Origin of the sequence: Stenotrophomonas sp. CFBP 13724 (assembly GCF_014841975.1) — a bacterium.
In the GTDB taxonomy this organism is placed as follows: domain Bacteria; phylum Pseudomonadota; class Gammaproteobacteria; order Xanthomonadales; family Xanthomonadaceae; genus Stenotrophomonas; species Stenotrophomonas lacuserhaii.
The window spans coordinates 218,072-242,238 of the sequence record NZ_JACYUW010000002.1; the positions used below are offsets into that span (position 1 = coordinate 218,072).

Here is a 24,167-nt window from a genome sequence, read left to right on the forward strand (position 1 = left end):
GGGGCTGGGTAATACTACCGCGCATGCCTGTAGACGCCTCCCCGATTGCCTCGCCCCCCGCCACCTATGCGCAGCGCGTGGCGTTCGTCTGTGAGATCGCCGGGCGCCTGCACAGTTACGGCACCACTGCCCAGCGCCTGGAGGCTGCCGTGGTGGCCCTGGCCCAGCAGCTGGGGTTGGATTGCGAGCCCTGGTCCAATCCGACCGGGATCATCCTGAGCTTCAGCGATCCGGCCAAGGCGATTGGTTCCAGCGACATCACCCGCGTGATCCGGCTGGCACCTGGCGAAAACGATCTGCATAAACTCAGCGTCGCAGATAGCATCGCCGAAGATGTCGCAAACGGCCGGATGAGCCTGGCCCAGGGACACACCGCGCTGCGCCAGCTTGACGCCGATCCCGGGCTGCGCGGAAAGGTCAAGGAAGTGCTGTCCTACAGCCTGGGCGCGGCCGGCGTGGCCGGTCTCTGGAAACTGCCGTGGCTGGACATCGGCACCGCTGGCGCGATCGGGCTGCTGATCGGCCTGCTGGGGCGCTGGACCGGCAAACGCGCGGCGACCAGGGAGGCCAGTGAAGCGCTGGCGGCGCTGTTGGCGGGGCTGGTCGCTACGCTGGTGGCCACCTACGTGGGCGCGCTCAACCTCAATACCGTGGTGATCGCCTCGCTGGTGATCCTGCTGCCGGGTATGTCTCTGACCAATGCGGTGAACGAGCTGGCCAGCCAGCACTGGGTGTCCGGCACGGCGCGGGTGGCCGGGGCGCTGACCACCATCATGAAGCTGACGGTGGGCGCGATGATCGCGGTGACGCTGGCCGATGTGATCGGGCTGGACCCGGTGGTGCGCGCCTCGCGGCCGCAGGGCGCGTGGGTGGAGTGGTCGGCACTGCTGATCGCCGCGGTCGCCTTCGCGATGCTGTTCAAGGCCAGCCGGCGCGATTTTCCGTGGGTGCTGGCGGCCTGCGTGGCCGGCTATGCGATATCGAAATTCGCTGGGCATGCGTGGGGTGCGCCGGCAGGTATCTTCCTTTCGGCGATGCTGCTGACGGCGGCGGGCAACCTGTTTGGACGGCTGGTGCAGCGGCCAGGGGCGATCATCCGCCTGCCGGGCATCATCATGATGGTGCCGGGTAGTACCAGCCTGCGCGGGGTGCTGACGCTGGTGCAGCAGCAGGATGTCGGGGCGGGGCAGGGCGTGTTCCTGACGGTGTTGAACGTGGTGATGGCGCTGGTGGCGGGGTTGTTGTTCGGAAACCTGCTGATTCCGGCGCGGAAGACGTTGTAGTCGTTTGCTGGCGAGCGGGTGGCAGGTTGAACGCGTCGGGGTTGGCGTCGGGCGGGTGGGGTCTGCAGGACACGCCGCAAGTACGTCCTTGTAGGCTGCATCGCCGCATCCATGCGGCTCAGCGTCCTGCAGACCCCACCCGCCCGACGCCCTGACAGTTTCCCGGGGCTGCCGGCCCGCGCTGAAGATAAAAAAGGTGGGCCGTGGTGGGTGACGACCGTTGGTCGTCACGCTTTCGCGGGCATAAAAAAACGCCGGCTTCGCAGCCGGCGTTCTTCAGGATCACGAGGGTTTTCAGGCCTTCTTGATCAGGTAATCCTCCACCTTCTTGCCCTTGCTGGTCAGCTCGGCCAGCCAGCGCGGCTGCTTGCCGCGGCCGGTCCAGGTTTCCTTGGTGTTGGCCGGGTTGCGGTACTTCGGGGCAACCTTGCCCAGCTTGCGGCCGGCGGTCTTGGACGGTGCCTTGGTCGCGGCCTTGCGGGCGCGCGGTGCCGGTGCGCCGCCGAACAGTTCCTCGATGCTGTAGCCTTCGACCTTGGCCAGCTTTTCCAGCTGAGCGCGGACCTTGGTGATCGGGCGACGCTTGGCGACGATGGTCTGCTGCTTCTTGGCGGTGCGGATCAGTGCACCCAGTTCACGGGCCGACAGACCGGTCAGATCAATACTCATGCAGTGCTCCAGACAATATGGAAAGGGTCTGCCAGTCCTTGGCTCGGGCCCAAGAGTAATGTGCATTTACTTCAAGCACAAACAGGAAATAGCACTTTTGCGGTGAACGGCGAAAGAAAAGCCGGGATTAACCCGGCTTTCAATCTTTTACCCCAGCAGTTTGCGCATCAGGCTGTCGCGATCCAGGCTCTCGGCCTCGCTGGCACTGCGTGAGCGATATTCGAAAGTCCCGGCGGCCAGGCCGCGTTCGGAAACCACCACGCGGTGCGGAACGCCGATCAATTCCATGTCGGCGAACATCGCGCCGGGGCGCAGGCCACGATCGTCCAGTGCGGCATCCAGCCCGCCAGCACGCAGTGATTCCAGCAGTTCGGCAGCGGCGGTGGACACGGCAGCGTCACCCTTCGGGTTGATCACGCACACCACCACCTGCCACGGCGCCATCGCGTCGGGCCAGACGATGCCGGCCTCGTCGTGGTTCTGCTCAATGGCGGCGGCGACGATGCGCGAAATACCGATGCCATAGCAGCCCATGCTCAGCACCGCGGCCTTGCCATTCTCATCAAGCACGGTGGCATTGAGTGCCTTCGCATACTGGCGGCCCAGCTGGAAAACGTGGCCCACTTCGATGCCGCGGGCAATCTTCAGTTCGCCGCCGTCGCGGGCGCGGTCACCGGCCTGCACATTGCGGATATCAGCGATTTCCGGTTCCGGCAGGTCACGGCCCCAATTGACGCCGGCCAAGTGGAAACCTGCCTCATTGGCACCGACGACAAAATCGGCAAGTGCGGCCACCTCCGGGTCAGCCACGACACGGATCGCCTTGGCCGGACCCACCGGGCCCAGGAATCCGGGCACGCAGCCGAGGTATTCGCTGATTTCCGCCTCGGTGGCAAACCGGTGGTCGGACAGGCCGGGCACCTTGGCCAGTTTGATCTCGTTGACCTCGTGGTCACCGCGCACCAGCGCCAGCACGAAGGTCTCGCCGGCCATCAGCGCGACCGACTTGACCGTGCGCTGCAGTGCCAGTCCGAGCAGGGCGGCTACCTCTTCGCAGGTCTTCTGGGTCGGGGTTTCAAGCTTGCGCATTGCCTCGGCGGCGGCCGTGCGGGCGGCGGGCTCGGCAGCCACGGCCGCTTCCATGTTCGCCGCATAATCCGAGCCGGTGGAAAACACCAGCGCGTCTTCGCCGGAATCGGCGATGACATGGAATTCCTGCGAGGCGTCGCCGCCGATCGCGCCGGAATCGGCCTGTACCATGCGGAAATCCAAGCCCAGTCGGGTGAAGATCCGACTGTAGGCAGCCTTCATGTTTTCGTATTCGCGGACCAGGTCTTCGTCGTGCAGGTGGAAGGAGTAGGCGTCCTTCATCAGGAACTCGCGCGCGCGCATCACCCCGAAGCGCGGCCGGATCTCGTCGCGGAACTTGGTCTGGATCTGGAAGAAATTGACCGGCAGCTGCTTGTAGCTGGACAGTTCCTGCCGCGCGAAATCAGTCAGCGCTTCTTCGGCAGTGGGGCTGTAGCAGAACTCCTGCTCCTTGCGGTCCTTGATCTTCAGCAGCTGCGGGCCGAATTTTTCCCAGCGCCCGGTGGCTTCCCACAGCTCGCGCGGCTGGATCGTCGGGATCTGCAGTTCGACCGCGCCGGCATTTTCCATTTCCTCGCGGACGATGCGCTCGACCTTGCGCAGCACGCGCAGGCCCAGCGGCGACCAGATATACAGGCCGGAGGCGAGCTTGCGGATCATCCCCGCGCGCAGCATCAGCCGGTGGCTGGTCAGCTCGGCGTCGCTGGGGGTTTCCTTGGTGGTGTGCAGGTGGAACTGGGACAGGCGCATCGTCGGCATCATCTAACGGCGGAAGCCGTTATTCTGCCAGCCCGGCGCCTGTCGTGGGCGGCGGGCGGGTTTCAGGCCTGCGGGCAGTAGGCCTTGGCGGCCGCTTCGGCGAGCGCCCGCTGGTTGGCGCGCTGGGTGTCGTCCAGCGCGGTTTCGGCCGTGCCGTCACCATTGGTGTCCTGCATGACCGGACCGCTGCCATCGAGCAGCGCCAGGTTGGCCCGCGCGGTGACGCACTGCGGGGCAAGCGGGGCGTCGGTCGCCGCCGCTGCCGGCGGATTGCCCGGGTCGCGGGTCTGCTGCCGGGTTTCAAAGGCCTTGCCGGCCGGCGGACTCTCCGAATACTGGGTCACGCCGTTGGCATCCTTCCATTTGTAAACCGGACCGGCGAACGCCGATCCGCTGGCCAGCAGCAGGAAACTCAAGCAGAACAGGGTACGCATGGAGACTCCAGGCCTGACCGGCGGGAAAGCGTGATTGCAGCACCGCAGCCGCCGGCTGGCAAGTCGATTAAACTCGGGGGATGGATCCCATCACACCGCCGCCGCCGCGTTCGCGCACCATTTACCTGCTTCCCAACCTGTTCACCACGGCGGGCCTGTTCGCCGGGTTCTACGCGATCATCGCCGCAGCGAACGGTGATTTCGTGTACGCCAGCATCGCGGTGTTCGTGGCCGCGGTCATGGACGGGTTGGACGGCCGGGTCGCGCGCCTGACCGGCACCAGCAGCGAGTTCGGCGTGCAGTACGACTCGCTCGCCGACCTGGTCAGCTTCGGCATGGCGCCGGCGCTGGTGATGTACCACTGGGCCCTGTCCTCGCTGAAGTACGACGGTGAGCTGCTGGGCCGCGTCGGCTGGGCGGTCGCCTTCCTGTACGCGGCCTGCGCCGCGCTGCGCCTGGCCCGCTTCAATACCCAGGTGGCGGTGGTGGACAAGCGGTGGTTCGTCGGTCTGGCCAGCCCCGCTGCGGCCGGCCTGATGATGTCCTTCGTCTGGGCTTTCGCTGATGGCACCCTCGGCTGGACCGGTGAGCAGCTGCGCTACGTGGCGCTGGGGGTGACCCTGGTGTCGGCCCTGCTGATGGTCAGCCGGATCCGCTTCTGGAGCTTCAAGGGCGGCGGTGCGAAGGGACCGCGTGCCGACCGCGTGCCGTTCCTGGTGTTGGCCTTGCTGCCGATCGGCATCGCGATTGCGGTGATCGACCTGCCACGCGTGTTGCTGGCGGTAGGCGTCATCTATGCGCTGTCCGGGCTGGTCATGTGGGCCATGCAGCGCCTGCGCAAGCGTGCGGACGCGGCGTGAGTGCCGACCTGCCCGTGCTGTGGACACCGGCCCAGCAGGCCTGGCTGCAGGCGATGGGCTACAGCGTGCTGCATGAAGGCGCGTTGGCGGCCGAGCTGGAGGCCGCGGCCGCCATGGCGCAGGTGATGGAGCCGCCGGCGGTTGAACTGAGCGTCGCTCCGGTGGCCTCGCGCCCGGCTGTACCGCGACAGGCGCCGGCGGCCCCGCGCGCGCCGGTTGCACCGCGTCCGGCTGCCGTGGACACGATCGATACCAGCAGCGATATCGCGCCGCGCACGGAAACTGTGCGCCGTCCGTCCGTACGTCTGCCGGACCGCCTGCAGATCGCCTTGCTGCGTGCCTCGGGCTGCAATCCCAATGATCCGGAAACACAGGCCTTGATGGACAGCTGGCCGCTGGACACGCTGCGCGCCGATCCGGCCGCCAAGCGTGCGCTGTGGCCCGTGCTGCGTGCATTGCGCAGGAAAGGGCGCGGCGCATGAGCGCGGTGGCCCGTCCCGTGCAGGCCAGCGTGCGTGCGTTGCGCGAAAGCGACCTCAATGCGGTCATGGTGATCGAGGAACGGGGTTACCCGTATCCGTGGACGCGTGGCATCTTCCTGGACTGCCTGCGTGCGGGTTATCCGGGCCTGGCGATGGAAGAAAACGGCCTGCTGGTCGGCTATGCATTGTTGAGCATCGCCGCCGATGAAGCGCACCTGTTGAACATCTGCGTGGACCCGCTCAACCAGTCACGCGGTCGCGGGCGGCAGTTGCTGCGCGCCATCGTGGGACTGGCGCGTGACCGTGGCGTGCAGCGCGTGTTCCTGGAAGTACGGCCGACCAATACGCCGGCGCTGTCGCTGTACCACAGCGAAGGATTCAACGAGATCGGTCGTCGTCCGCGGTATTACCCCGCCGCCGACGGCCGCGAGGATGCACTGGTGATGGCCATCGAACTAGTGTCCGACGACATCGACAGGATGCCACCGCTGTAAGCGGGGCACATGACGGCCAGCGGCCGTCACTACCGTGGCGGTGGTCAGGTAGCGCCGAGCCATGCTCGGCGAGCGCAGCGGTCCGCCCGAAGCGCGTGACGACCAACGGTCGTCACCCACCCGACGTGACGGCCAGCCGCCATCATTACCGTGCCGGTGGTCAGGTAGCGCCGAGCCATGCCCGGCGAGCGCAGCGGTTCGTCCTAAGCGCGTGACGACCAACGGTCGTCACCCACCCGACGTGACGGCCAGCGGCCATCATTACCGTGCCGGTGGTCAGGTAGCGCCGAGCCATGCCCGGCGAGCGCAGCGGTTCGTCCTAAGCGCGTGACGACCAACGGTCGTCACCCACCCGACGTGACGGCCAGCGGCCATCATTACCGTGCCGGTGGTCAGGTAGCGCCGAGCCATGCCCGGCGAGCGCAGCGGTTCGTCCTAAGCGCGTGACGACCAACGGTCGTCACCTACCCGACGTGACGGCCAGCGGTCGTCACGACCCACGCCGCGCGTTACAGCTTGGCGCGCTGTTCCTGCAGGCCGGCCAGCTGGGTGGTCCATTCGACCAGGCGCACGCGTTCCTGCTCGACTACCGCCGCCGGCACCTTGTCGGTGAACTTGGCCAGCTTGGCTTCGCTCTTTTCCTTTTCGCCCTGCACGCGGGCCAGTTCCTTGTCCAGGCGCGCGCGCTCTGCATCCAGGTCCACCAGGCCTTCCAGCGGCACCAGCAGCTTCAGCTCGCCGACGATCGCGGGAGCGGCCGGCGGCGCGATTTCGCCATCGGTCAGCCACTGGATGGTTTCCAGCTTCAGAAGGAACGACAGCGAGGCGGCAAAGCGCTCGATGCGCACCCGGTCCTGCTCCAGCCCGGCCTGCAGGCGCAGCGGTACCAGCCTGGACGGGGCCACGTTGAGCTCGCTGCGCACGCGGCGCACGGCACTGATCACCGCCTTCAGCCACTCCACGTCCGCTTCGGCCTGGGCGTAGTCACCGGCGAACTCTTCGGCGCTGGGGTAGGGACGCAGCGACAGCGAATCGCCGCTGATACCCAGGCGCGGCGCAACCTGCTGCCACAGCTGTTCGGTGATGAACGGCGTCAGCGGATGCAGCAGGCGCAGCAGCGCCTCCAATACGTACAGCACGGTGTGGCGGGTGCTGTCCGCATCGGCCGCATCGGCGCCATTGAGGGCCGGCTTGCTCAGCTCCAGGAACCAGTCGCAGAACTCGTTCCAGGCGAACTCGTACAGGCACTGCGCCAGCAGGTCGAAGCGGTAGGCGGCGAAGTGGCCCTGCGCTTCGGCGGTGGTGGCCGCCAGGCGCGCAAGGATCCAGCGCTCGGCATCGGTACGCGGCTTGGGCGCGCCGTCGAACGCAGCGCCTTCGGTGTTCATCAACGCGAAGCGGCTGGCGTTCCACAGCTTGTTGCAGAAGTTCTTGTAGCCCTCGGCGCGGTTCATGTCGAACTTGATGTCGCGGCCGTGGGTGGCCAGCGCGGCGATGGTGAAGCGCAGCGCATCGGCACCGTGCGCGGCGATGCCGTCCGGGAATTCCTTGCGGGTGGCTTTCTCGATCTTCTCGGCGGCGCGGGGCTGCATCAGCCCACCGGTGCGCTTGGCCACCAGGTCATCGAGGGAAATGCCATCGATGATGTCCAGCGGATCCAGCACGTTGCCCTTGGACTTGGACATCTTCTGGCCTTGGCCGTCGCGGATCAGGCCAGTGAAATAGACGTCCTTGAACGGCAGTTTGCCGGTCAGGTTGTCGGTGGCCATGATCATCCGGGCGACCCAGAAGAAGATGATGTCAAAGCCGGTGACCAGCACCGACGAGGGCAGGTAGCGGTCGAAGCCGCGCTCGGCCATCGCCTGTTCGTTCGGCCAGCCCAGCGTGGAGAACGGCCACAGCTGCGAAGAGAACCAGGTCTCCAGCACGTCGCTTTCCTGGGTCAGTGCCACCTCTGCGCCCAGCCCGTTGGCGGCGCGCACTTCGGCTTCGTCGCGGCCGACATAGCAGGTGCCTGCCTCATCGAACCACGCCGGAATGCGATGGCCCCACCACAGCTGGCGGCTGATGCACCAATCCTGGATGTTGGTCATCCAGTGGCGGTAGGTGTTGATCCAGTTCGGCGGCACGAAGCCGATCGCACCCGGCTTTCCATCGGTACCTTCCACCAGTTCCAGGCCACGCCGCGCCAGTTCGTCCATCTTCACGAACCACTGGTCGGTCAGGTAGGGCTCGATCACCTGGCCGGTACGGTCGCCGCGCGGCACCTGCAGCTTGTGCGGCTTGGTTTCCACCAGCACCGCCAGGTCTTCCAGTTCGGCCAGCACGGCCTTGCGCGCGTCGTAACGGTCCAGTCCGCGGAAGCGTTCCGGCGCATTGTCGTTGATCGCCGCCACCGGGGTGAACAGATTGATCATCGGCAGGTTGTGGCGCAGGCCTACCTGGTAATCGTTGAAATCATGCGCCGGGGTGACCTTGACCACGCCGGTGCCGAAGGCACGGTCGACGTAGTCATCGGCGATCACCGGCACGCTGCGGCCGGTCAGGGGCAGGGTCACGCTGCGGCCGATCAGGTGCAGGTAGCGCTCGTCTTCCGGATGCACCATCACTGCGGTATCGCCGAGCAGGGTCTCCGGGCGGGTGGTCGCCACGACCAGGTAATCGCGGGTTTCGCGCAGCGTTTCCACGCCGTCGGCATCGCGCTCGATGTGCTCGTAGGTCAGCCCGTCATCGAGCTTGTAGGCGATCGACCAGAGGAAACCGTCTTCCTCGGCGCTCTCCACTTCCAGGTCGGAAATCGCGGTCTTCAGCACCGGATCCCAGTTGACCAGGCGCTGGCCGCGGTAGATCAGGCCCTGTTCGTGCCAGCGCACGAAGGCCTCGATCACCGCCTGCGACGGCTGCGGGTCCATGGTGAAGGTGCTGCGCGACCAGTCGGCCGACGTGCCCAGGCGGCGCATCTGGCGTTCGATGGTGTCACCGGACTGCTGCTTCCATTCCCACACCTTGCCGATGAAGGCTTCGCGGCCCAGCGTATCGCGGGTCTCGCCATTGCCTTCCAACGCCAGGTTGCGGCCGACCACCATCTCGGTGGCGATGCCCGCGTGATCGGTACCCACCTGCCACAGCGTGTCGTAGCCGCGCATGCGGTGGTAGCGCACCAGCGCGTCCATCAGGGTCTGCTGGAAGGCATGGCCCATGTGCAGCGTGCCGGTCACGTTCGGCGGCGGCAGCAGGATGGTGTACGGCTCGCCCTTGCCCGACGGCTTGAAGTGGCCAGCCTTCTCCCAGGCGTCGTAGGTGTCCGTTTCAAAGGACGTCGGGTCGTAGCTGGAGTCGAGTCGGGTCATGCGGGGCAACCAGAAGATGTTCGGGGAAAAATCAGGGCGATCGGTCGGCGCATCAAGGGCAGCGCACATCCGGCGCCCGCTTACATATCGTGCTTGGACAGATCGTAACCAGCATCTTTGTACTGCCGCCAGCGCTCGCGCAGCGGCTCGCGCGCGTCCGGGTCGGCCGGGACGACCTCCAGTACCCGCTCGCATTCGCCCATCCAGGGCGTATCGCGCAAGTTGATCACCAGCGGGCGCGCCGGTTCCACGCCACCGGGAACGGCGATCAGCACCATGGCTTCCTCTTCATCCATGTCCTCGCCGGCGATCTGGTGCGGGATGTAGGCCTCCGCATCGAAGGACCACAGCAGCTCGTCCAGCTCTTCGGCCTGGGCCTGGTCACGCGCCAGCACCAGGGTGAACAGCCCGGCATCGTTGGCCTTGCGCGCCAGCTCGCAGACCAGGCGCAGGGGCTCGGTCAGGAAGCGGGGCTTGGCAATCAGGTAGAAATCAGCGCGGGGCATGGCGGGGTCCGGGTTGCAGGCGAAGACCCGGTCGAAACCGGGCCGTGTCATGGCCGGCACGGATGCCGGCCACAGGACGACAGTGGATCAGGCGTGGGCGACCTGGTCCAGCAGCCACTGGCTCAGCAGCCCGACCGGGCGGCCGGTAGCCATGCCGCGCTTGCCTTCGTCGCTGGCCACGCCGGCGATGTCCAGGTGGGCCCAGCGCTGGCCTTCGGTGAAGCGCGCCAGGAAGCAGCCGGCGGTGATCGCACCGGCCCAGCGGCCGCCGATGTTGTAGACGTCGGCAAAGCTGGAATCCAGCATCGGCTGGTATTCATCCCACAACGGCAGGCGCCAGGCGCGGTCGAACACGTGCTCACCGGCAGCCAGCAGTTCGTTGGCCAGGTCGTCGTGCTTGGTCATCAGGCCGGCGGTCTGGTGGCCCAGTGCGACCATGCAGGCGCCGGTCAGGGTCGCCACGTCGACCAGCGCGGCCGGCTCGAAGCGCTGCGCATAGGTCAGTGCGTCGCACAGGATCAGGCGGCCTTCGGCATCAGTGTTGCCGACTTCGATGGTCTTGCCGGACATCGAGGTGATGACATCCGACGGGCGGTAGGCATTGCCGTCGATGGCGTTTTCAACTGCCGGCACCACCACCACCAGGTTCAGCGGCAGCTTTGCCGTGACGGTGGCCACGAAGGTGCCGATGACGTTGGCGCCACCGCACATGTCGTACTTCATTTCCTCGATGCCGCCCTGGGTCTTCAGGTTGACGCCACCGGTATCGAAGGTGATGCCCTTGCCGACCAGCACGTAGGGCTTGGCATCGCCGCCGTTGTTCCACTTCAGCACCACCAGCCGCGGACGGTTGGCCGAACCGCGGGCGACGGCCAGCAGCGAGCCCATGCCCAGCGCTTCCATCTGGGTCTCGTCGAGGATCTCCGCTTCGGCGCCGTCGTGCTCGCCTGCGAACTTCACCGCCACGTCGGCCAGGTAGGCCGGGTTGCAGAAGTTCGGCGGCAGGTTGCCCAGCTCGCGGGCGAACTCCACGCCGCTGGCGATCGCCTGGCCCTGCAGCAGGGCCTGCTCGTCGCTGCCGGCGATGGCCAGCTGCTGCAGGCCGGCCTCTTCGGTCTTCTTCTTGCCGAAGGTGGCGGTGTAGCGGTAGCTGGCGTGGTCGGCGGCGATGATCGCCTGGCGGATCGCCCAGGCCGCGTCGCGGTCCTTCACCGGCAGGTCGACCAGGGTGAACAGGGCGCTGCGGCTGGCGCCGGTCTTCAGCGCGCGCACGGCGTCGCCGATGGCCTTCAGGTACTGCGGCACGCCGAAGCGGGCGGCATCGCCCAGGCCGACCACCAGCACGCGCGGGGCGCTGACGCCCGGCAGGTCGTGCAGCAGGGCCGTGGCCCCGGTCTTGCCGGACACATCACCGCGCTGGGCGAGGGCGGCCAGGCGACCGCCGCTGGCGGCGTCCAGCGCCTGCGCGGCGGGCGACAGGGAGAGATCGGCGAAGGCGCCGACGACCACGCAGTCGACCCCGGCAGAGGTCGGCGACGCTTGGTTCAGGGTGAATTGCAGGGCCATTGATCAGATTCCGTTGGCATATCCGTACAATCGCGGACCGTTTACGTCCAGCCAGTAGACTGGGCGGACCCGCGAACGAACCTGAGAGTTTAAACCACGGCCCATGTTGAAGCTCGACCGCTATCTATTGGGCGATTTCGTCCAGAGTTTCCTGGCCACCCTGATCGTCCTGCTGGTTGTCAGCGTGGGCGGCGTGCTGGTGGATATCCTTGGCAACATCGCCGACGGGCGCCTGCCTGCCCGCCTGTTGTTCTCCCAGCTGGGCCTGCAGTTCATCGTCTACATGCCGCTGATCCTGCCGCTGGCACTGATGCTGGGCCTGCTGCTGGCAGTGGCACGGCTATACCGCGATTCGGAGATGGCGGTCATCACGGCCATCGGCGTGGGCCCGCGCCGACTGCTCAAGCCCTTGCTGCTGCTGGTGCTGCCGGTGGTCGGGCTGATCGGCGCCTGCTCGCTGTGGCTGGGTCCGTGGGCCGACCGCACCAGCGAGCAGATGATCGACCAGGCCAACCGCAGCGTGCTGATGGCCGGGCTGGAGGCGGGACGCTTCACCAACCTGTCCAACGGCGGGGTGGTCTATCTGTCTTCCATCTCCCCGGATGGCACCGGCCTGGGCCGGGTGTTCATGAACCGCGCCCGCGAGGGCCGCATCGAGGTCGTATCGGCCGCCAGTGGCAAGCTGTTCTTCGAAGGCAAGGACCGCCGCTACCTGCAGCTCAACGATGGTCACCAGATCGAAGGCCCCGCCGACGGCGGCAAGGGCTACCGGCTGGCGACCTTCGCGCGCAACGACGTGGCCATGCCGGACGGCGCGCAGACCCGCCAGTCCAACGATCCCGAACTGTTGCCGACCAGCCAGCTGATCGGCGATGAGCGGCCCGAGGCGAAGGCGCAGCTGCACTCGCGCATCGCCCCGCCGCTGATCGCGCTGGCCTTCGCCCTGCTGACCGTGCCATTGGCGCGCAGCTCGCCACGCCAGCAGCGCTACGGCCGGATGATGCTGGCCTTCCTGGCTTACATGGTGGGCATGAACCTGATGTTCATCGGCACCGGCTGGATTGCCGATGGCAAGGTGCCCAATGGGCTCGGCCTGTGGTGGCTGACGCTGCCGCTGCTGGCGTTGGCGATCTGGATGTACCTGCGTGACGGCCACCTGTCGCGCCCGAAGAGAGTGACCGCATGATTCCGCGTCCGATGCGTTTCGATTACTACCTGGGCCGGGCGGTGTTCGGCACCGTGCTGCTGACCTGGGCGGTACTGGTGGGACTGGACGTGGTGATGGCGTTCTCCGGCGAGTTCAAGGACGTCGGCAAGAACGGTTACACCCTGGGCCATGCGGCGGCGTGGGTGCTGTATACCGTGCCACGCCGTGCCTATACCTTCTTCCCCACCGCAGCGGTGATCGGCTCGCTGATGGGCCTGGGCCAGCTGGCGGCGACCTCCGAACTGACCGCATTGCGTGCGTTGGGACTGTCACGCCGTCGCCTGAGCTTGTCGGTGGCGGTCGCGCTTTCGCTGCTGACCGGGGCGATGGTGGTGAGCGGCGAAACGATCGCACCGTGGGGTCAGGAACGTGCCGACAACATCCGCATGAGCGCCAAGCGCGGCGGTGACATGTCCGTTGCGCGCTATGCCGGTGTCTGGGCCCGCGAGGGCGATACGTTCCTCAATGCGCAGGGCGGTGAAGAGCAACTGGTGGAGGGCGGCGGCACGCGCCTGGTGCTGCACGACGTGCGCATGTACCGCATCGGCCCGGAAGGCGAGATCGTATCGCTGACCCATGCCGCCACCGCCGAACACGATGCGTCCGGCTGGGTGCTGAAGCAGGTGCGCCGGGACATTTTTGGCGAGCGTTCACTGACGCGTGAGGAAGCGCCGAGCGAGAAATGGGATTCGCAGCTGGATGCGGCGGCGTTGGCGACCGGTATATCGCGGCCGCGCAACCTGCGCGCGGCTGACCTGCGCACCAGCATCGAATACCGCGAGCGCAACGGCCTGGATGCACGTGATTACGAAGATGTCTACTGGAGCCGTTGGTTCTATCCGGTGAACGTGCTGGCGTTGTGCCTGGCGGCGGTGCCTTTCGCGTTCGGTTCGCTGCGCAGCGGCGGCATGGGCAAGCGTTTGTTCCTGGGCATCCTGTTTGCCTTGGGGTTCTGGCTGCTGCAGCTGTTCTTCGGGCGCATGGCCGGTGCGTTGAAGTTCGATTACCGGGTGGCGTATGCCCTGCCGCCGATCCTGATGCTGGGTATTTCCGCGATGCTGTTCCGACGCAAGTCGGGTTGAGGTGGGGTTTTGCCGGGCTGCGCCCGGCACCTGCCGAAGCAACGGCAACGTCAAAAGCTGCAGGGCTGTTGCGTTGGCGGGGTGGGGTGGGTTTGCGGGAATCGCCGTGAATCCGTCCATGGAGGCTCGCCATCGCCATCCATGGCGATGAGCGTTCCCGCAAACCCACCCCGCCCCACCTTCGACAGGTCCATGGCGGCCCGGGTAGCGCCGACCCATGGTCGGCGGAATGTTTCCGCCAAGGGCCCGCTGCGCTCGCCGACCATGGGTCGGCGCTACCGCTTTCTTCTTCTTTATTACGCGGGTGGCGGCCACCGGAACCTGTCAGAGGGGCCGGGCGGTGGGGCTGGGCGGGGGCGTAGAGCGCCATGGATGGCGCGAAACGAGGCCCGCATGGATGCAGTTTTTGCCGTCCCCCGACCAGCCCCACCGCCCGGCCCCCAACCCAGATGCAGCTCTAGAAACCACCCGCGAGGGGGCATCACCCGTTCGACCCACCCACACCCTGCGAAAGCGCCATGAAATTCGCCTCAAGCGGAAGACGCGGGGCAGGACACAGGCCCTCCGGCGCAGACACATCACGCGACATCCAGTCGTCCACCACGCCGCCCAGCAGATCGATCCGCATCGGCAGGGTGATGTGGTCCTCGCCGCGCATTTCGATGTAGTGCGCACGCGGACTGGCCTGCGCCAGCCGGCGTCCCTGGTCCACGCGGATATGCTGGTCTTGGTCACCGTGAAGCAGCAGCACGCAGGCGTGGCTCGCAGCGACCGCACGGCTGACATCCACCTGGTCCAGGTCCACCCCCAGCCGCCGGTTGGCTGCGGCGATCACCGCGTTCATGTCCTGGTCGGCATACCGCCAACGGGCGTAGGCCGCCACCGCCTGCGCCTGCCAGCCATGCGGCTCGCTGGCCAGCAGGTGAGGGATCATGCTGCGGATCGCATCGCCTGCATTGGCGAAGGATTCCATGGCCACCACGCCCTGTACGTCGCCACCCAGTTTCTCGGCGGTGAACAGCGCGGTCGCCCCGCCGTAAGACACCCCGAACAGATACAGCGGACCCTGTACTTCACCGCGGGCACGCAAGGCACGGATGACGTCGATCACCTCGTCCGATTCCACCGTTCCATAACCCGCCGGGCCACCGCCTGAGTGACCGTGGTTGCGCAGGTCGATGGTGATGACGCGGTAGCCGGACTGCGCTAGCTGCAGTGACCACGGCAGCATCGCATCGCCACTCATCATCCAGCCGTGCAGCAGCACCACCGTGCCGCGCGGCGCACGCGCATGGAACGGCCGCGGTGGCTCCAGCCGCAGGTCCATGTCCACCGGTTCGCCGCCTTCATGGCGAGGGCGCGCATAGCGGTAGCGCAGCCCATAATCGCCCGCATCGAAGGCGCGCCAGAACAGCCGCACGTCCTGCCTGCTGGTGACATAGCCATTGCGGTTCGGCAGGGTGGCGATGGTGGCCGCGATATGCGCCTGGTCGAGCAACGGCGAGGCACCGCCGGGCGATACCAGGCGTTCGCTCAGCGAGGTGGAAGCAGTAGGGGAGCAGGCGGCCAGCCACAGGCACGCGCAGGCCAGCAGCAGGCGCATCATCATCACGGCATCGAACGAATTGGCCGCACAGGCTACGCACCGCCCCGGTGTGCGATCTATCGTGGATCGATGACGGCTTGATGACAGTGCGGCGTTGGTTCAGCTGCCCGGCACGGCCTCATCGCCTGGGTCGGCGGATCATCCGGGTGCCGCTGGCGCGGTCGTGCCAGGTCAGCCGGTCGCGGTCGATCAAGGCCCACCAGAAGCCGAGCCCGCCGCCGCACAGCGAGACGGTTGCAACGGCATAACGCACCCACAGCGAGCTCAGCGACGGCGCCTGCGCATCATCGCCGGTCACCGCGATCCGCCACGGCCGCATGCCCAGCGTCTGGCCGCCGCGGCGCCAGCTCCAGGTGGCATACAGGCCGGTCAGCACCCAGCAACACGCCCATAACGCCCACTGCCACGTGCTGAACGGAGCGATGTTTTCGTGGGTTGTGTGGCCGGTGATGGTGAATGCACCCACGAACAGCGATCCGGCCAGCATCCACAGCGCCAGCGCAGGGAAAAGGTCGTACAGCAGTGCCAGCAGCCGCCAGCCCAGCAGCGCAGCGGGGCGTGCGGAGGCAGCGGCAGGGGCAGCGGCAGCGGCAGGGGCATCATGCGGATCAGCCATGCGGGGAAGCATACGCAATGCTGGTGGGGTGCGCAGCGTGCGGCGTATCCTTCGCCCATGTCCGTCGCTTCCTCGCCTGCCGAACGCCGCCAGCTGATCCAGGCGCTACCCGAACTCGACGCCGCCGATTCGGTGGCGATCACGCGTTTTCTTGATGCGGCCTGGGCCGAACATGGCCTGGCGCGCGCCAGCGTGGACAGCTACCGGCGGGACCTGGAAGGGCTGGCGCGCTGGCGCAGCGGACAGGCCGGCGGCCTTGCCGGCGTCGATCGCGCCGGCCTGTTCGACTACCTGGCCTGGCGTACCCGTCACGGGTGGTCGCCGCGCAGCAACGCGCGCCTGCTGTCGGCCCTGCGCGCGTTCTTTGCCGACAGTGTCCGCCGCGGTGCACGCAGCGATGATCCGACCGCCTTGCTGGATCCGCCGAAACTGCCACGGCTGCTGCCCAAGGCACTGGCCGAAAGCCAGATCGACGCGCTGCTCGCGGCCCCCGACATCGATACGGCGCTGGGCCTGCGCGACCGCGCGATGCTGGAGCTGATGTACGCCGCCGGCCTGCGCGTAAGCGAACTGGTAGGCCTGCCGGCAACCGCGGTGAACCTGCGCCAGGGCGTGCTGCGGGTGACCGGCAAGGGAAGCAAGGAACGTCTGGTGCCGCTGGGCGAAGAGTCCCAGCACTGGCTGGAACGCTACCTGCAGGAGGCGCGGCCGCAGCTGGCGGGCAAACGCAGCGTGCCAGCCGATGCCGGCGGCCAGGTCCCGTTGTTCATCGAACCCAGCCTGCGCGCGCCGACCCGCCAGGCATTCTGGCACCTGGTAAAGCGCTATGCCGTGCTGGCCGGGATTGATCCGGTACGGATCAGCCCGCACGGCCTGCGTCACAGCTTCGCCACCCACCTGCTCAACCACGGCGCTGATCTGCGCGCGCTGCAGATGCTGCTCGGCCACAGCTCGCTGTCCACCACCCAGATCTACACGCTGGTGGCACGCGAACATCTGCAGAAGCTGCACGCCAGGCATCATCCACGCGGCTGATCGGTCAGGCGTCGCTGGAGCCGGAGGATGCGCTGCGCCGGAACGCATGGGCCGCCTTGTCGTTGGCCTTGATAAGGACATCGACCGCTTCACCTTCAAGGCGATGGGCATGGCGTTCGAGCAGCTCACGCGCTTCGGCAATGCCGGGCCGCGAAGCCGACGGGGCGTGATGGCGGATGTACTGAAGGAGTTCGAACGTGCGGCGGCAGCGCTGTTCCGGCAGGGTGGCGTCGGCCGGGCCCGGGGGCAGGGCGTCGTCCACGGCCGCCGCGACGGCCGCGCTGAAGGCTGTGTACGCCGGCGGTGCCGCGCCGGGCCGCCAGAACGCGTCCGTGATCCGTTTCCACGACGGCGGAACCTGGACGTCGGAACCGGACGGCGGCGGCGTTTCGCTGCGTAGTTGCAGCGCGTCGACGGTGGCGCGCAGCAGCTGGTGGACGTAGGGCGAGGCCTCGCTTGCGGCGGCATGGCGGTGCGATGCACCGACGAAGGCGAGGATCTGCCGCATGGCATCACGTTCGAGACGCGCCAGCTGATCCGGTGCACAGCCGACGTCCAGTGCTTCGTGGTGGGCCTGCAGGCGGACCTGCGCGGCCAGTTCATCGACGGTCACCAGGTGCCCGTTCCACACCGCATCGGCCAGCATGGTGCGTGCCCGGGCGCGCACCGTATCCGGTGCCAGCAGCGTACCCACCTTCTCCCTGGCTGCCCCGTTCGACAGGCAGTAAGCGCGCAGCAACACGCTGCGGAACGCCGTGGCGGTCTGTACCGGCTGGCGTGCGGGCGACACATCCTTGTCTGCTTCCGGCGTCAGCCGGGCATTGAGGATGACCTCATGGCTGGCCAGGCGGGTTGCCTGCCGCTGCAGCTTCTCCAGGCTCAGGTGTCCGCGGCTGAAGCGCTCTGCCAGCTGCTGCTCCTGGTTGTTGATGCCGGTCAGCGCGGCAGTGAAACGCGAAGGCGAGTAATGGGTGCGGGCCAGCTCCACCTTAGCGCTGAGCTGACGGAGCATGTTCGCCCGGAACATCAATCCGAGCTGGCTGAGGATCTGCATGGAGGCGCCCCGTGTTGTTTTGCAACGAGCTTGCGGCAGGCCTTTCATCAAAGCTTCCATCAATCGCTCAGGCGATTGCGACACCTCCAGCCCATCGCACGACGCTCAGCCCTGCTGTGCGAGAATCGGCGTTCCTCATGATCCCGCGGGCCCCCGATGTTCCGAGTCCTTACCGCCGCGCTGTTCGGCATGCTCAGCCTCAGTGCGTGTGCGCAGCCGGCGCCGCCCGCCGCAAAAACGCCGGCTGCCCCCGCCGCATCGTCACGCGGTGGTGCCGAACAGAGTGTCCGCGCCGCGTTGACCCAGCTGGATCCCAACTTCAAGCCCGACTACATCGGTGCCGCGCCGTTCCCCGGCTTCCGTGAAGTGGTCGTATCCGGCCAGGTGCTGTACGTGTCCGATGATGGCAAGTACCTGATGCAGTCCCAGCCCTACGACATCCAGGCCAAGGCGCTGGTCAACAGCGAGGGATTGCTGGCTTATCGCCGCGGCCTGCTGGAAAAAGCAAACCACGGTGACCGCATCGTGTTTGCCGCGCCCAATGCCAAGCACACCATCAGCGTATTCACTGATATCGAATGCGGATACTGCCGCAAGCTGCACCAGGATATCGCCGAGCTCAACCGCAACGGCATCACGGTGGAATACCTGGCCTTCCCGCGGATGGGGCTGGGCAGCAAGGATTACACCGACATGATCTCGGTCTGGTGCGCCAGTGATCGTCGCAAGGCCCTGACTGCCGCCAAGCAGGGCAGCCCGGTGCCGGCGAAGAACTGCACCAACCCGGTGGCCATGCAGTACGCATTGGGCCAGCAGCTCGGCGTCAACGGCACGCCGGCGATTTTCGCCGCAGATGGCACCCAGCTGGGTGGCTACCTGCCGCCTGCGCAGCTGAAGGCCGCTCTGGACCGCCGCGCGCGCTGAATCACGGTCCTCCGTGATGCCGGTCGGCCCGGCGTACTGGCGGAAACCGCTGCAGTAAATATGCAAGCCGGCGCGGTGAAGCGCGTGCATCGTAGAGATCCACAGGTGGAGATCTCTCATGATGCCGCGCGCTGCTTCTTCCGCTGACCCGGCGCGTCCGCTGGGTCGACCGGCGGTCCCGCCGGCGAGGGTACCCCTCGCCGCCCGCCCGGCCGGTGCGGTGCCCACCGCGATCGCAAACCTGCCACCGCGGCCTGCAACGGCGGGGTCAACCGGCACGCAGGACACCCGCAGTGGCGACGCCGCCACGGCCATCCGCCGGGTTTCCATCTGCAATGACGAGTCGGCTACCTGGCCGCTGCCACCGGCCAGCGTGTTCCGCCTGCGGCCGCCGAAACCTTTCTGACGCTCCGTGAAGCAGACGACGGCTCCCCGCTCTGATCGCGGGAAGCCGTCGTTGGTCTTACTTCAGGCCATCACTGATGCTGCGTGACAGCGTGCCCTGCGCGTCGTCGCCACTGAATTCCCAGAAGAACGCCCCGCCCAGTCCCTGGGCTTTGACATAGGTCATCTTGCGGGTCACGTTGGCGGGGGTGTCATAGCTCCACAGTGTGCTGCCGTTGTAGGCCCAGGTGGCGCCAGCGGCCGCGTCGGTATAGGTCGGCCAGCCCAGGTTCTTCAACACCTTCCAGTCTTCGATGCCGGCCTCATAGGTGCCTGGCGCAGCGCCCGAAGCGGTCTGGTACATGCCGTTGTTGCCGCCGCCCACGCCGTTCCAGCCGCGGCCGTAGAAGCCGATGCCGAGGTTCAGCTTCGATGCCGGAACACCGCGTGCGATGAAGGCTTCGATGGCGTCATTGCTGTTGTACTGCAGCTGGTCGCCGGTGGACGGATCAGCGGGAGCATCGAACAGCGCCGAGTGATGGTTGGTCCGCGGATCCCACGCGCCGTGGAAGTCGTAGGTCATCACGTTGATGTAATCCAGGTACGGATGATAGGCCGCTGGATTGGTGACCCGGATCTTGTCGATGCCGGCGCCCACGGCAACCGTCAGCAGCAGACCCGGCCGCACCGCATCCAGCTGGCGGCGGAACTCGGCCAGCAGCGCGGTGAAGTTGGCGTTGTCCTCCGGCGCACCGCAAGCGATGCCGCAGGCGACGGGATATTCCCAGTCGATGTCGATGCCATCGAACACGCCCAGCGCCGCCGCCGTGCCGCCTGCGCCATCGGTGACCGGCAGGTTGCCGCGGATGTACGCGTCGATGCACGAAGCTACGAAGGCCTGGCGGTTTTCCGGGCGTGCGGCGCTGGAGAAACCGCGCGACCAGGTCCAGCCGCCGAGCGAAATCAGCGCCTTCAGGCCGGGATGTTTGGCCTTCAGCTGCTTGAGCTGGTTCCAGTTGCCCCGCAACGGCTGGTCCCAGGTATCGGCGCTGCCACTGACGCTTTCGGCGGCGGAGACCGCCTTGCTGTAGTCCGCGAAGGCATCGCCACCGGCGCCGGTATTGGGGTCCGAAGGCTGGGTGACGCCGACTTCGCAGCGGTTGTTGCGGACGTTGCCGAAGGCATAGTTGATGTGGGTCAGACCCGCCGCCGAGCCGCTGCTGTCGATGTTCTTGACCCGGTAGTTGCGGCCATAGATGCCCCACTGGGTGAAGTAGCCGATGACCCGCTTGCCTGATGTGCCGCCGTCACCGGCCAACGTGGTGGCGCTGACCGTACCGCCCTGGGCGGACGCATTGCCGGCGTTGTCGCGCGCACGGACGCGGTAGCTGTAGGTCGTGGAAGGAGACAGGCCGCCATCGACGTACGTGGCGCTGGAGGGGGAGCCGACCAGGCTGCCGTTGCGGTACACGTCATAGCCGGCCACCCCGCTGCCACCGCTGTTGTCGGTGGAGGCATTCCAGCTCAGCGCGACGCTGGAGGCGGTACGGGTGCCGACCGCCAAGGCGCCGGGCACGCTGGGCGCGGTGGTGTCGCCACTGGCCGCGTTGACGGTGATGGAGATCGTGGCGGTGCTGGCCGTGGCGTTGTTGTTGTCGGTGGCCACCGCGCGCAGGGTGTGGGTACCGGCGCTGGCATTGGCCCAGCTGGCGCTGTACGGCGCACTGGTGTCGATACCGATCGAGCTGCCACCCCGGAAGAATTCGACCTTGCTGATGCTGCCATCGGCGTCGCTGGCGTTGGCGCTGACGTTCACCGTGCTGCCGGCGCTGAAGGTGGCGCCATTGGACGGGGAGGTCAGGCTGACCACCGGTGGCTGGTTGCTGCCGCCGCCGTCGCAGGCGCCGAGGTTGGTGTAGTACGGGGCGCCGGCGGGGTGGTCCGGCGGGGCATTCCAGATGTCCTGTTTCGCCTGGTAAAGCACCCCCCCTTTCTGCAGGGTGTCACCGGCGCGGTAGATCTTGGCTTGGTCCCATTGGCCCACCCCTGTGCAGTTGGCGGCTTGCGCCAGGCCAGGCAGGGCGCCACCGATGGCCAGGGCGAGAAGCCACCCGGAGCGATGCGGGAAACAGCGGACGGAACGAGCGGCACTGCGTGCAATCGGGTCATGCATGGGATATCTCCGATCGAATCAGATTGTCGCGCGGGCCACGATGGCGCCGCGCGTGACGCAGGTCCGGGCGCCGCGGACAGGCGGCGGAGGGGGGCGGACAAGACCACCGCGCTACAAAGGCGGGCGGTTGCGACAACGTTGTCATCTTAACCGACCTTAAACCGTGCGCTGGTTCCCCTTTTACGACTCCAGGTGCAATCGCCTACAACACGGCGCGCATTCCGATAGCTCCGCGACCGCGGGGGTCAATCCGCAGATTTGGATGCAGACTTCGATGCAGAAGACGAAGCAGATTTCGACGTCGCCCGTTTTTCGGCGTTCGCTAGCTTCACGGCGGCAAAGTATCCGTCCATGTGCGCTTCGATGCTCTTCACATGGTCCTGCGGCGGTTCATTACTGCGGATCGCTTTCAGCGAAGCTTGCAGCTGCGTTACTACGCGTTGCCGGATGTCCAGATTCATGCGTTCCAGCGCGGTTTCGTCCAGCCCGTGGGAATTTTCCGTAAGCACGCCTTCTATCTGTTCGGTATATTCATTGCGCACTTTCTCGAGTGCCTTGGCGATCAGGCCCTGCACGCGCGTGAGCTCGTGCGCATTGGTGGCTTTATGCGCTTCGAAATCCGTTTCGAATGCGGTGACAAGTTCCTGCCGCAGTGAACCGTTGTCGCTAGCCTCCAACATCTCGACCACTTCGTTGACGAGATCCTTGACCAGCTTTTCGTGCATACGTGCAAGCAAGGGCGGGGGATAGACATCGTCGCGCATGAACCGTCGCATTTCCGCGTTGTAGAAGCCGATCATTGCCGGCATCAACGATGCACTGACCGACCCAGGCACTTTCGACGCGCTCACGCCATCGCTGCCCTCGTAATCCGGGGGCGGGATCAAAACGCCCTTCTCTTCCACACGATCTGCTGCTCGCTTCACCTGGTTGGGGCCTGGGTCGTGCAACGGCCCATCAAACGCGGCGACGGCCTGCAAGGCCTCGGGCTGGCTCCACAGATGCTCGGCGAGGCCCTGACGCAGCCGCAGGTTCGAGCGCTGGATGTCGTCGTGGCCCAACGCCTTGGAAATGCAGCTGAAGAAGCAGTCACCGTCGGCTGGGACCTCATCAATCACCCTGTCCCGGTCGCGCCGCAGCAGGTCGAAGTGACGGCCATGGCGCAGCAGGATGATCTCGTTGTCCTGCACTTCGGGAAGTTCCTGGTCGCCAGGGCGACGGTGGGACAACTCGGGCTGGCCGTGCCGATGGAGATGGATAGCGCCATCGTCAGCGTCTACGATGCGCAGTGCAATGTCCGGGGGCCAGTGGGCGCTGTGAACGATGAGCGGAACCAGGTCGCCGGCGCCTTCGTTCCAGACGCCCGGATGTTGCAGAAGCTCCAGGGTGAGGCCGACGATCAAGCACTGCCGCTCCACCTCGGTGGGTTGCCGCGACCCGTTGCCAACCTGCGTCCCTTCCCGCAGCGTGTTCCGCTGGTCCGTCAGCGCGCTGGTCGATAGGCCCGCCAGTCGGATGTCAAAGTCTCGGACAAGCTGCTCGAACAGCTCCCGGGTGACCGGTGGCTGCTGGGACGCCCGCGCAGCCGGGTTGCCCGAGAGAAGGTCGGCGCTGCCCATGCAGGCACCCGCGACACCCGCGCCATGCCCGTGCCCACCCGGGGGCTCGCCGTTGCGGACGCTCGCGACCGAGAACCGGGAAGACCCGTGCGATGTCGCTGGGGACGGAAACGCGATGCGCGGTGCGATGACCGGGCTGGGAACAGGGCAGGGTGCAGGCATGGCGATCAGCTTCGGGGAAAGGAGGGGCGCGGCGTGGCGTGACTCAGGTGCGGCTGTTTCGCGCCTGCGCGATCTCCGCGCGGATACGATTGACCCTGTCAGCGGAATCCTGCATTGCGGACGTCTGGCTTGCGCTTGATGCGAAGTACCCGTCCTGCCACTTCTTGCGGAGTGCGCCGATGTCGTTCAGCACCTCATCGCCACTGCGCTGCGCTGTAGCCTGGCCGCGTGAACACGCAGCCGCCGACCCTGCCGACAACACCACCGAAGCGGCCGAAGGCGTGGGCTGCGTCTTGTTTTCAGCCGTGGTGGCCGCTGCGACCCCGGTCAACATCGAGAAAAACGGCCGCATTTCCGGTGCGCGCAGGCCGACGACAGTGGGCGCACGGGAGCCAGTCTGGAATGCGGCGGATGCGCGATGTACGGAGGGCCTGCTTGTTACATCGAGCAACCCATTGCGCAACGGGATTCCGGTAAATGCGCAGAACTTATGGGCGGCGGGGAGGGTCGCGGGCACCGGGACCGTCGGGCCAGCTTTCTCGGTAATCATCCAGGGGCGGGAGCCGGCCTCTGGTCCTGCGGGCGTGTAGCTCCGCGTGAACGCACGGTAGTTGGCCATCCTGGCAGACGAACGCGGCATCGCGTCGGTGTTGTGAATGCGTGAGAGCGACAGGCTTTCGGCTTGCCGTGCGGCACGCGGCAGCTCGGCAGCGATGCGCGGGGCGAAGGATGGGGGGGTGTACTTGACGCAGAACATGGGATTTCCTCGGTGTAGGGCGTGACCCCAGCGTGGTCGCTGAAGCACCCGGTCGC

The 24,167-nt window shown here is 66.7% G+C and carries 19 protein-coding genes and 1 pseudogene; 8 read left to right on the forward strand and 12 right to left on the reverse strand.

Going from position 1 to position 24,167, the window contains the following annotated elements:
* Positions 1-23: 23 nt before the first annotated feature.
* On the forward strand, positions 24-1,283 hold the full coding sequence (locus tag IFT63_RS12010; protein ID WP_042613803.1) for a threonine/serine exporter family protein: 1,260 nt from the start codon (positions 24-26) through the stop codon (positions 1,281-1,283).
* Between the two features lie 306 nt (positions 1,284-1,589).
* On the opposite strand, the pseudogene IFT63_RS12015 reads toward IFT63_RS12010, so the two are convergent.
* From IFT63_RS12015 to IFT63_RS12025, 3 genes and pseudogenes are all read right to left on the reverse strand, one after another.
* Positions 1,590-1,952 (reverse strand): annotated as a pseudogene (locus IFT63_RS12015) (H-NS histone family protein); the annotation flags it as partial.
* A 147-nt stretch (positions 1,953-2,099) separates the two neighbouring features.
* Positions 2,100-3,791: a proline--tRNA ligase gene (locus tag IFT63_RS12020; protein WP_192084338.1), complete on the reverse strand. Its 1,692-nt coding sequence runs from the start codon at positions 3,789-3,791 to the stop codon at positions 2,100-2,102.
* 71 nt (positions 3,792-3,862) lie between these two features.
* Positions 3,863-4,234: a DUF4124 domain-containing protein gene (locus tag IFT63_RS12025; protein ID WP_042615516.1), complete on the reverse strand. Its 372-nt coding sequence runs from the start codon at positions 4,232-4,234 to the stop codon at positions 3,863-3,865.
* An 80-nt stretch (positions 4,235-4,314) separates the two neighbouring features.
* Between IFT63_RS12025 and pssA the strand changes: the two genes are divergently transcribed.
* The 3 genes from pssA to rimI are packed head-to-tail and all read left to right on the forward strand — an operon-like array spanning position 4,315 to position 6,070.
* The gene (gene pssA / locus IFT63_RS12030; RefSeq protein ID WP_042615517.1) at positions 4,315-5,094 is read left to right on the forward strand and encodes a CDP-diacylglycerol--serine O-phosphatidyltransferase; all 780 of its coding nucleotides are present in this window, start codon (positions 4,315-4,317) and stop codon (positions 5,092-5,094) included.
* Positions 5,091-5,576 carry a hypothetical protein gene (locus tag IFT63_RS12035; RefSeq protein WP_042615518.1) on the forward strand — a complete coding sequence of 162 codons (486 nt, stop codon included), beginning with the start codon at positions 5,091-5,093 and terminating at the stop codon, positions 5,574-5,576. Before pssA ends, IFT63_RS12035 begins: the two co-directional genes overlap by 4 nt.
* Positions 5,573-6,070 (forward strand): ribosomal protein S18-alanine N-acetyltransferase, encoded by a 498-nt coding sequence (gene rimI / locus IFT63_RS12040; protein ID WP_192084339.1) that lies wholly within the window; start codon positions 5,573-5,575, stop codon positions 6,068-6,070. The genes IFT63_RS12035 and rimI overlap by 4 nt, the downstream gene beginning before the upstream one ends.
* A gap of 509 nt (positions 6,071-6,579) precedes the next feature.
* Here rimI and IFT63_RS12045 read toward each other — a convergent pair.
* The 3 genes from IFT63_RS12045 to IFT63_RS12055 all read right to left on the reverse strand — a co-directional run bounded on the left by IFT63_RS12045 (position 6,580) and on the right by IFT63_RS12055 (position 11,492).
* Entirely contained in the window at positions 6,580-9,420 is a 2,841-nt protein-coding gene (locus tag IFT63_RS12045; protein ID WP_192084340.1) for a valine--tRNA ligase, read from the reverse strand.
* Between the two features lie 80 nt (positions 9,421-9,500).
* Positions 9,501-9,926 (reverse strand): DNA polymerase III subunit chi, encoded by a 426-nt coding sequence (locus IFT63_RS12050; RefSeq protein WP_192084341.1) that lies wholly within the window; start codon positions 9,924-9,926, stop codon positions 9,501-9,503.
* A gap of 87 nt (positions 9,927-10,013) precedes the next feature.
* Positions 10,014-11,492 (reverse strand): leucyl aminopeptidase, encoded by a 1,479-nt coding sequence (locus tag IFT63_RS12055; protein WP_192084342.1) that lies wholly within the window; start codon positions 11,490-11,492, stop codon positions 10,014-10,016.
* A gap of 103 nt (positions 11,493-11,595) precedes the next feature.
* Between IFT63_RS12055 and lptF the strand changes: the two genes are divergently transcribed.
* Complete coding sequence (gene lptF, locus IFT63_RS12060) at positions 11,596-12,678, forward strand: LPS export ABC transporter permease LptF (protein ID WP_042615077.1); 1,083 nt, start codon at positions 11,596-11,598, stop codon at positions 12,676-12,678.
* Entirely contained in the window at positions 12,675-13,781 is a 1,107-nt protein-coding gene (gene lptG, locus IFT63_RS12065) for an LPS export ABC transporter permease LptG (RefSeq protein ID WP_101100296.1), read from the forward strand. The genes lptF and lptG overlap by 4 nt, the downstream gene beginning before the upstream one ends.
* Before the next feature lie 481 nt (positions 13,782-14,262).
* On the opposite strand, the gene IFT63_RS12070 is transcribed toward lptG, so the two are convergent.
* Together IFT63_RS12070 and IFT63_RS12075 are read right to left on the reverse strand one after the other, a co-directional pair.
* On the reverse strand, positions 14,263-15,390 hold the full coding sequence (locus IFT63_RS12070; protein ID WP_192084343.1) for an alpha/beta fold hydrolase: 1,128 nt from the start codon (positions 15,388-15,390) through the stop codon (positions 14,263-14,265).
* Between the two features lie 115 nt (positions 15,391-15,505).
* Positions 15,506-16,003 (reverse strand): RDD family protein, encoded by a 498-nt coding sequence (locus IFT63_RS12075; protein ID WP_192084344.1) that lies wholly within the window; start codon positions 16,001-16,003, stop codon positions 15,506-15,508.
* Positions 16,004-16,060: 57 nt separating this feature from the next.
* Between IFT63_RS12075 and xerD the strand changes: the two genes are divergently transcribed.
* Complete coding sequence (gene xerD / locus IFT63_RS12080) at positions 16,061-17,038, forward strand: site-specific tyrosine recombinase XerD (protein WP_042615341.1); 978 nt, start codon at positions 16,061-16,063, stop codon at positions 17,036-17,038.
* 4 nt (positions 17,039-17,042) lie between these two features.
* On the opposite strand, the gene IFT63_RS12085 is transcribed toward xerD, so the two are convergent.
* Positions 17,043-18,092 carry a hypothetical protein gene (locus IFT63_RS12085; protein WP_192084345.1) on the reverse strand — a complete coding sequence of 350 codons (1,050 nt, stop codon included), beginning with the start codon at positions 18,090-18,092 and terminating at the stop codon, positions 17,043-17,045.
* A 156-nt stretch (positions 18,093-18,248) separates the two neighbouring features.
* Here IFT63_RS12085 and IFT63_RS12090 point away from each other — a divergent pair, with 156 nt between their 5' ends.
* Positions 18,249-19,016, forward strand: coding sequence for a thioredoxin fold domain-containing protein (locus IFT63_RS12090; RefSeq protein ID WP_042615339.1), 768 nt, complete (start codon positions 18,249-18,251; stop codon positions 19,014-19,016).
* Between the two features lie 463 nt (positions 19,017-19,479).
* Here the strand turns inward: IFT63_RS12090 and IFT63_RS12095 are convergent, their stop codons facing one another.
* The 3 genes from IFT63_RS12095 to IFT63_RS12105 form a co-directional block, all read right to left on the reverse strand.
* A complete protein-coding gene (locus IFT63_RS12095) occupies positions 19,480-21,573 on the reverse strand; it encodes a glycosyl hydrolase family 18 protein (RefSeq protein ID WP_192084346.1) in 2,094 nt (697 codons plus the stop codon).
* Between the two features lie 245 nt (positions 21,574-21,818).
* Positions 21,819-23,192 (reverse strand): OTU domain-containing protein, encoded by a 1,374-nt coding sequence (locus tag IFT63_RS12100; protein WP_192084347.1) that lies wholly within the window; start codon positions 23,190-23,192, stop codon positions 21,819-21,821.
* Between the two features lie 205 nt (positions 23,193-23,397).
* Positions 23,398-24,111 (reverse strand): hypothetical protein, encoded by a 714-nt coding sequence (locus IFT63_RS12105; RefSeq protein ID WP_192084348.1) that lies wholly within the window; start codon positions 24,109-24,111, stop codon positions 23,398-23,400.
* Positions 24,112-24,167 lie beyond the last annotated feature (56 nt).

What these genes read in the sequence shown, in the direction of transcription:
- IFT63_RS12050 (WP_192084341.1), bottom strand. Translation starts at nt 9,926, where the DNA reads ATGCCCCGCGCTGATTTCTACCTGATTGCCAAGCCCCGCTTCCTGACC.
- IFT63_RS12045 (WP_192084340.1), bottom strand. Translation starts at nt 9,420, where the DNA reads ATGACCCGACTCGACTCCAGCTACGACCCGACGTCCTTTGAAACGGAC.
- rimI (WP_192084339.1), top strand. Translation starts at nt 5,573, where the DNA reads ATGAGCGCGGTGGCCCGTCCCGTGCAGGCCAGCGTGCGTGCGTTGCGC.
- lptF (WP_042615077.1), top strand. Translation starts at nt 11,596, where the DNA reads ATGTTGAAGCTCGACCGCTATCTATTGGGCGATTTCGTCCAGAGTTTC.
- IFT63_RS12095 (WP_192084346.1), bottom strand. Translation starts at nt 21,573, where the DNA reads ATGCATGACCCGATTGCACGCAGTGCCGCTCGTTCCGTCCGCTGTTTC.
- IFT63_RS12100 (WP_192084347.1), bottom strand. Translation starts at nt 23,192, where the DNA reads ATGGGCAGCGCCGACCTTCTCTCGGGCAACCCGGCTGCGCGGGCGTCC.
- IFT63_RS12075 (WP_192084344.1), bottom strand. Translation starts at nt 16,003, where the DNA reads ATGGCTGATCCGCATGATGCCCCTGCCGCTGCCGCTGCCCCTGCCGCT.
- pssA (WP_042615517.1), top strand. Translation starts at nt 4,315, where the DNA reads ATGGATCCCATCACACCGCCGCCGCCGCGTTCGCGCACCATTTACCTG.
- IFT63_RS12085 (WP_192084345.1), bottom strand. Translation starts at nt 18,092, where the DNA reads ATGCAGATCCTCAGCCAGCTCGGATTGATGTTCCGGGCGAACATGCTC.
- IFT63_RS12020 (WP_192084338.1), bottom strand. Translation starts at nt 3,791, where the DNA reads ATGCGCCTGTCCCAGTTCCACCTGCACACCACCAAGGAAACCCCCAGC.
- xerD (WP_042615341.1), top strand. Translation starts at nt 16,061, where the DNA reads ATGTCCGTCGCTTCCTCGCCTGCCGAACGCCGCCAGCTGATCCAGGCG.
- IFT63_RS12090 (WP_042615339.1), top strand. Translation starts at nt 18,249, where the DNA reads ATGTTCCGAGTCCTTACCGCCGCGCTGTTCGGCATGCTCAGCCTCAGT.
- lptG (WP_101100296.1), top strand. Translation starts at nt 12,675, where the DNA reads ATGATTCCGCGTCCGATGCGTTTCGATTACTACCTGGGCCGGGCGGTG.
- IFT63_RS12070 (WP_192084343.1), bottom strand. Translation starts at nt 15,390, where the DNA reads ATGATGATGCGCCTGCTGCTGGCCTGCGCGTGCCTGTGGCTGGCCGCC.
- IFT63_RS12055 (WP_192084342.1), bottom strand. Translation starts at nt 11,492, where the DNA reads ATGGCCCTGCAATTCACCCTGAACCAAGCGTCGCCGACCTCTGCCGGG.
- IFT63_RS12010 (WP_042613803.1), top strand. Translation starts at nt 24, where the DNA reads ATGCCTGTAGACGCCTCCCCGATTGCCTCGCCCCCCGCCACCTATGCG.
- IFT63_RS12025 (WP_042615516.1), bottom strand. Translation starts at nt 4,234, where the DNA reads ATGCGTACCCTGTTCTGCTTGAGTTTCCTGCTGCTGGCCAGCGGATCG.
- IFT63_RS12105 (WP_192084348.1), bottom strand. Translation starts at nt 24,111, where the DNA reads ATGTTCTGCGTCAAGTACACCCCCCCATCCTTCGCCCCGCGCATCGCT.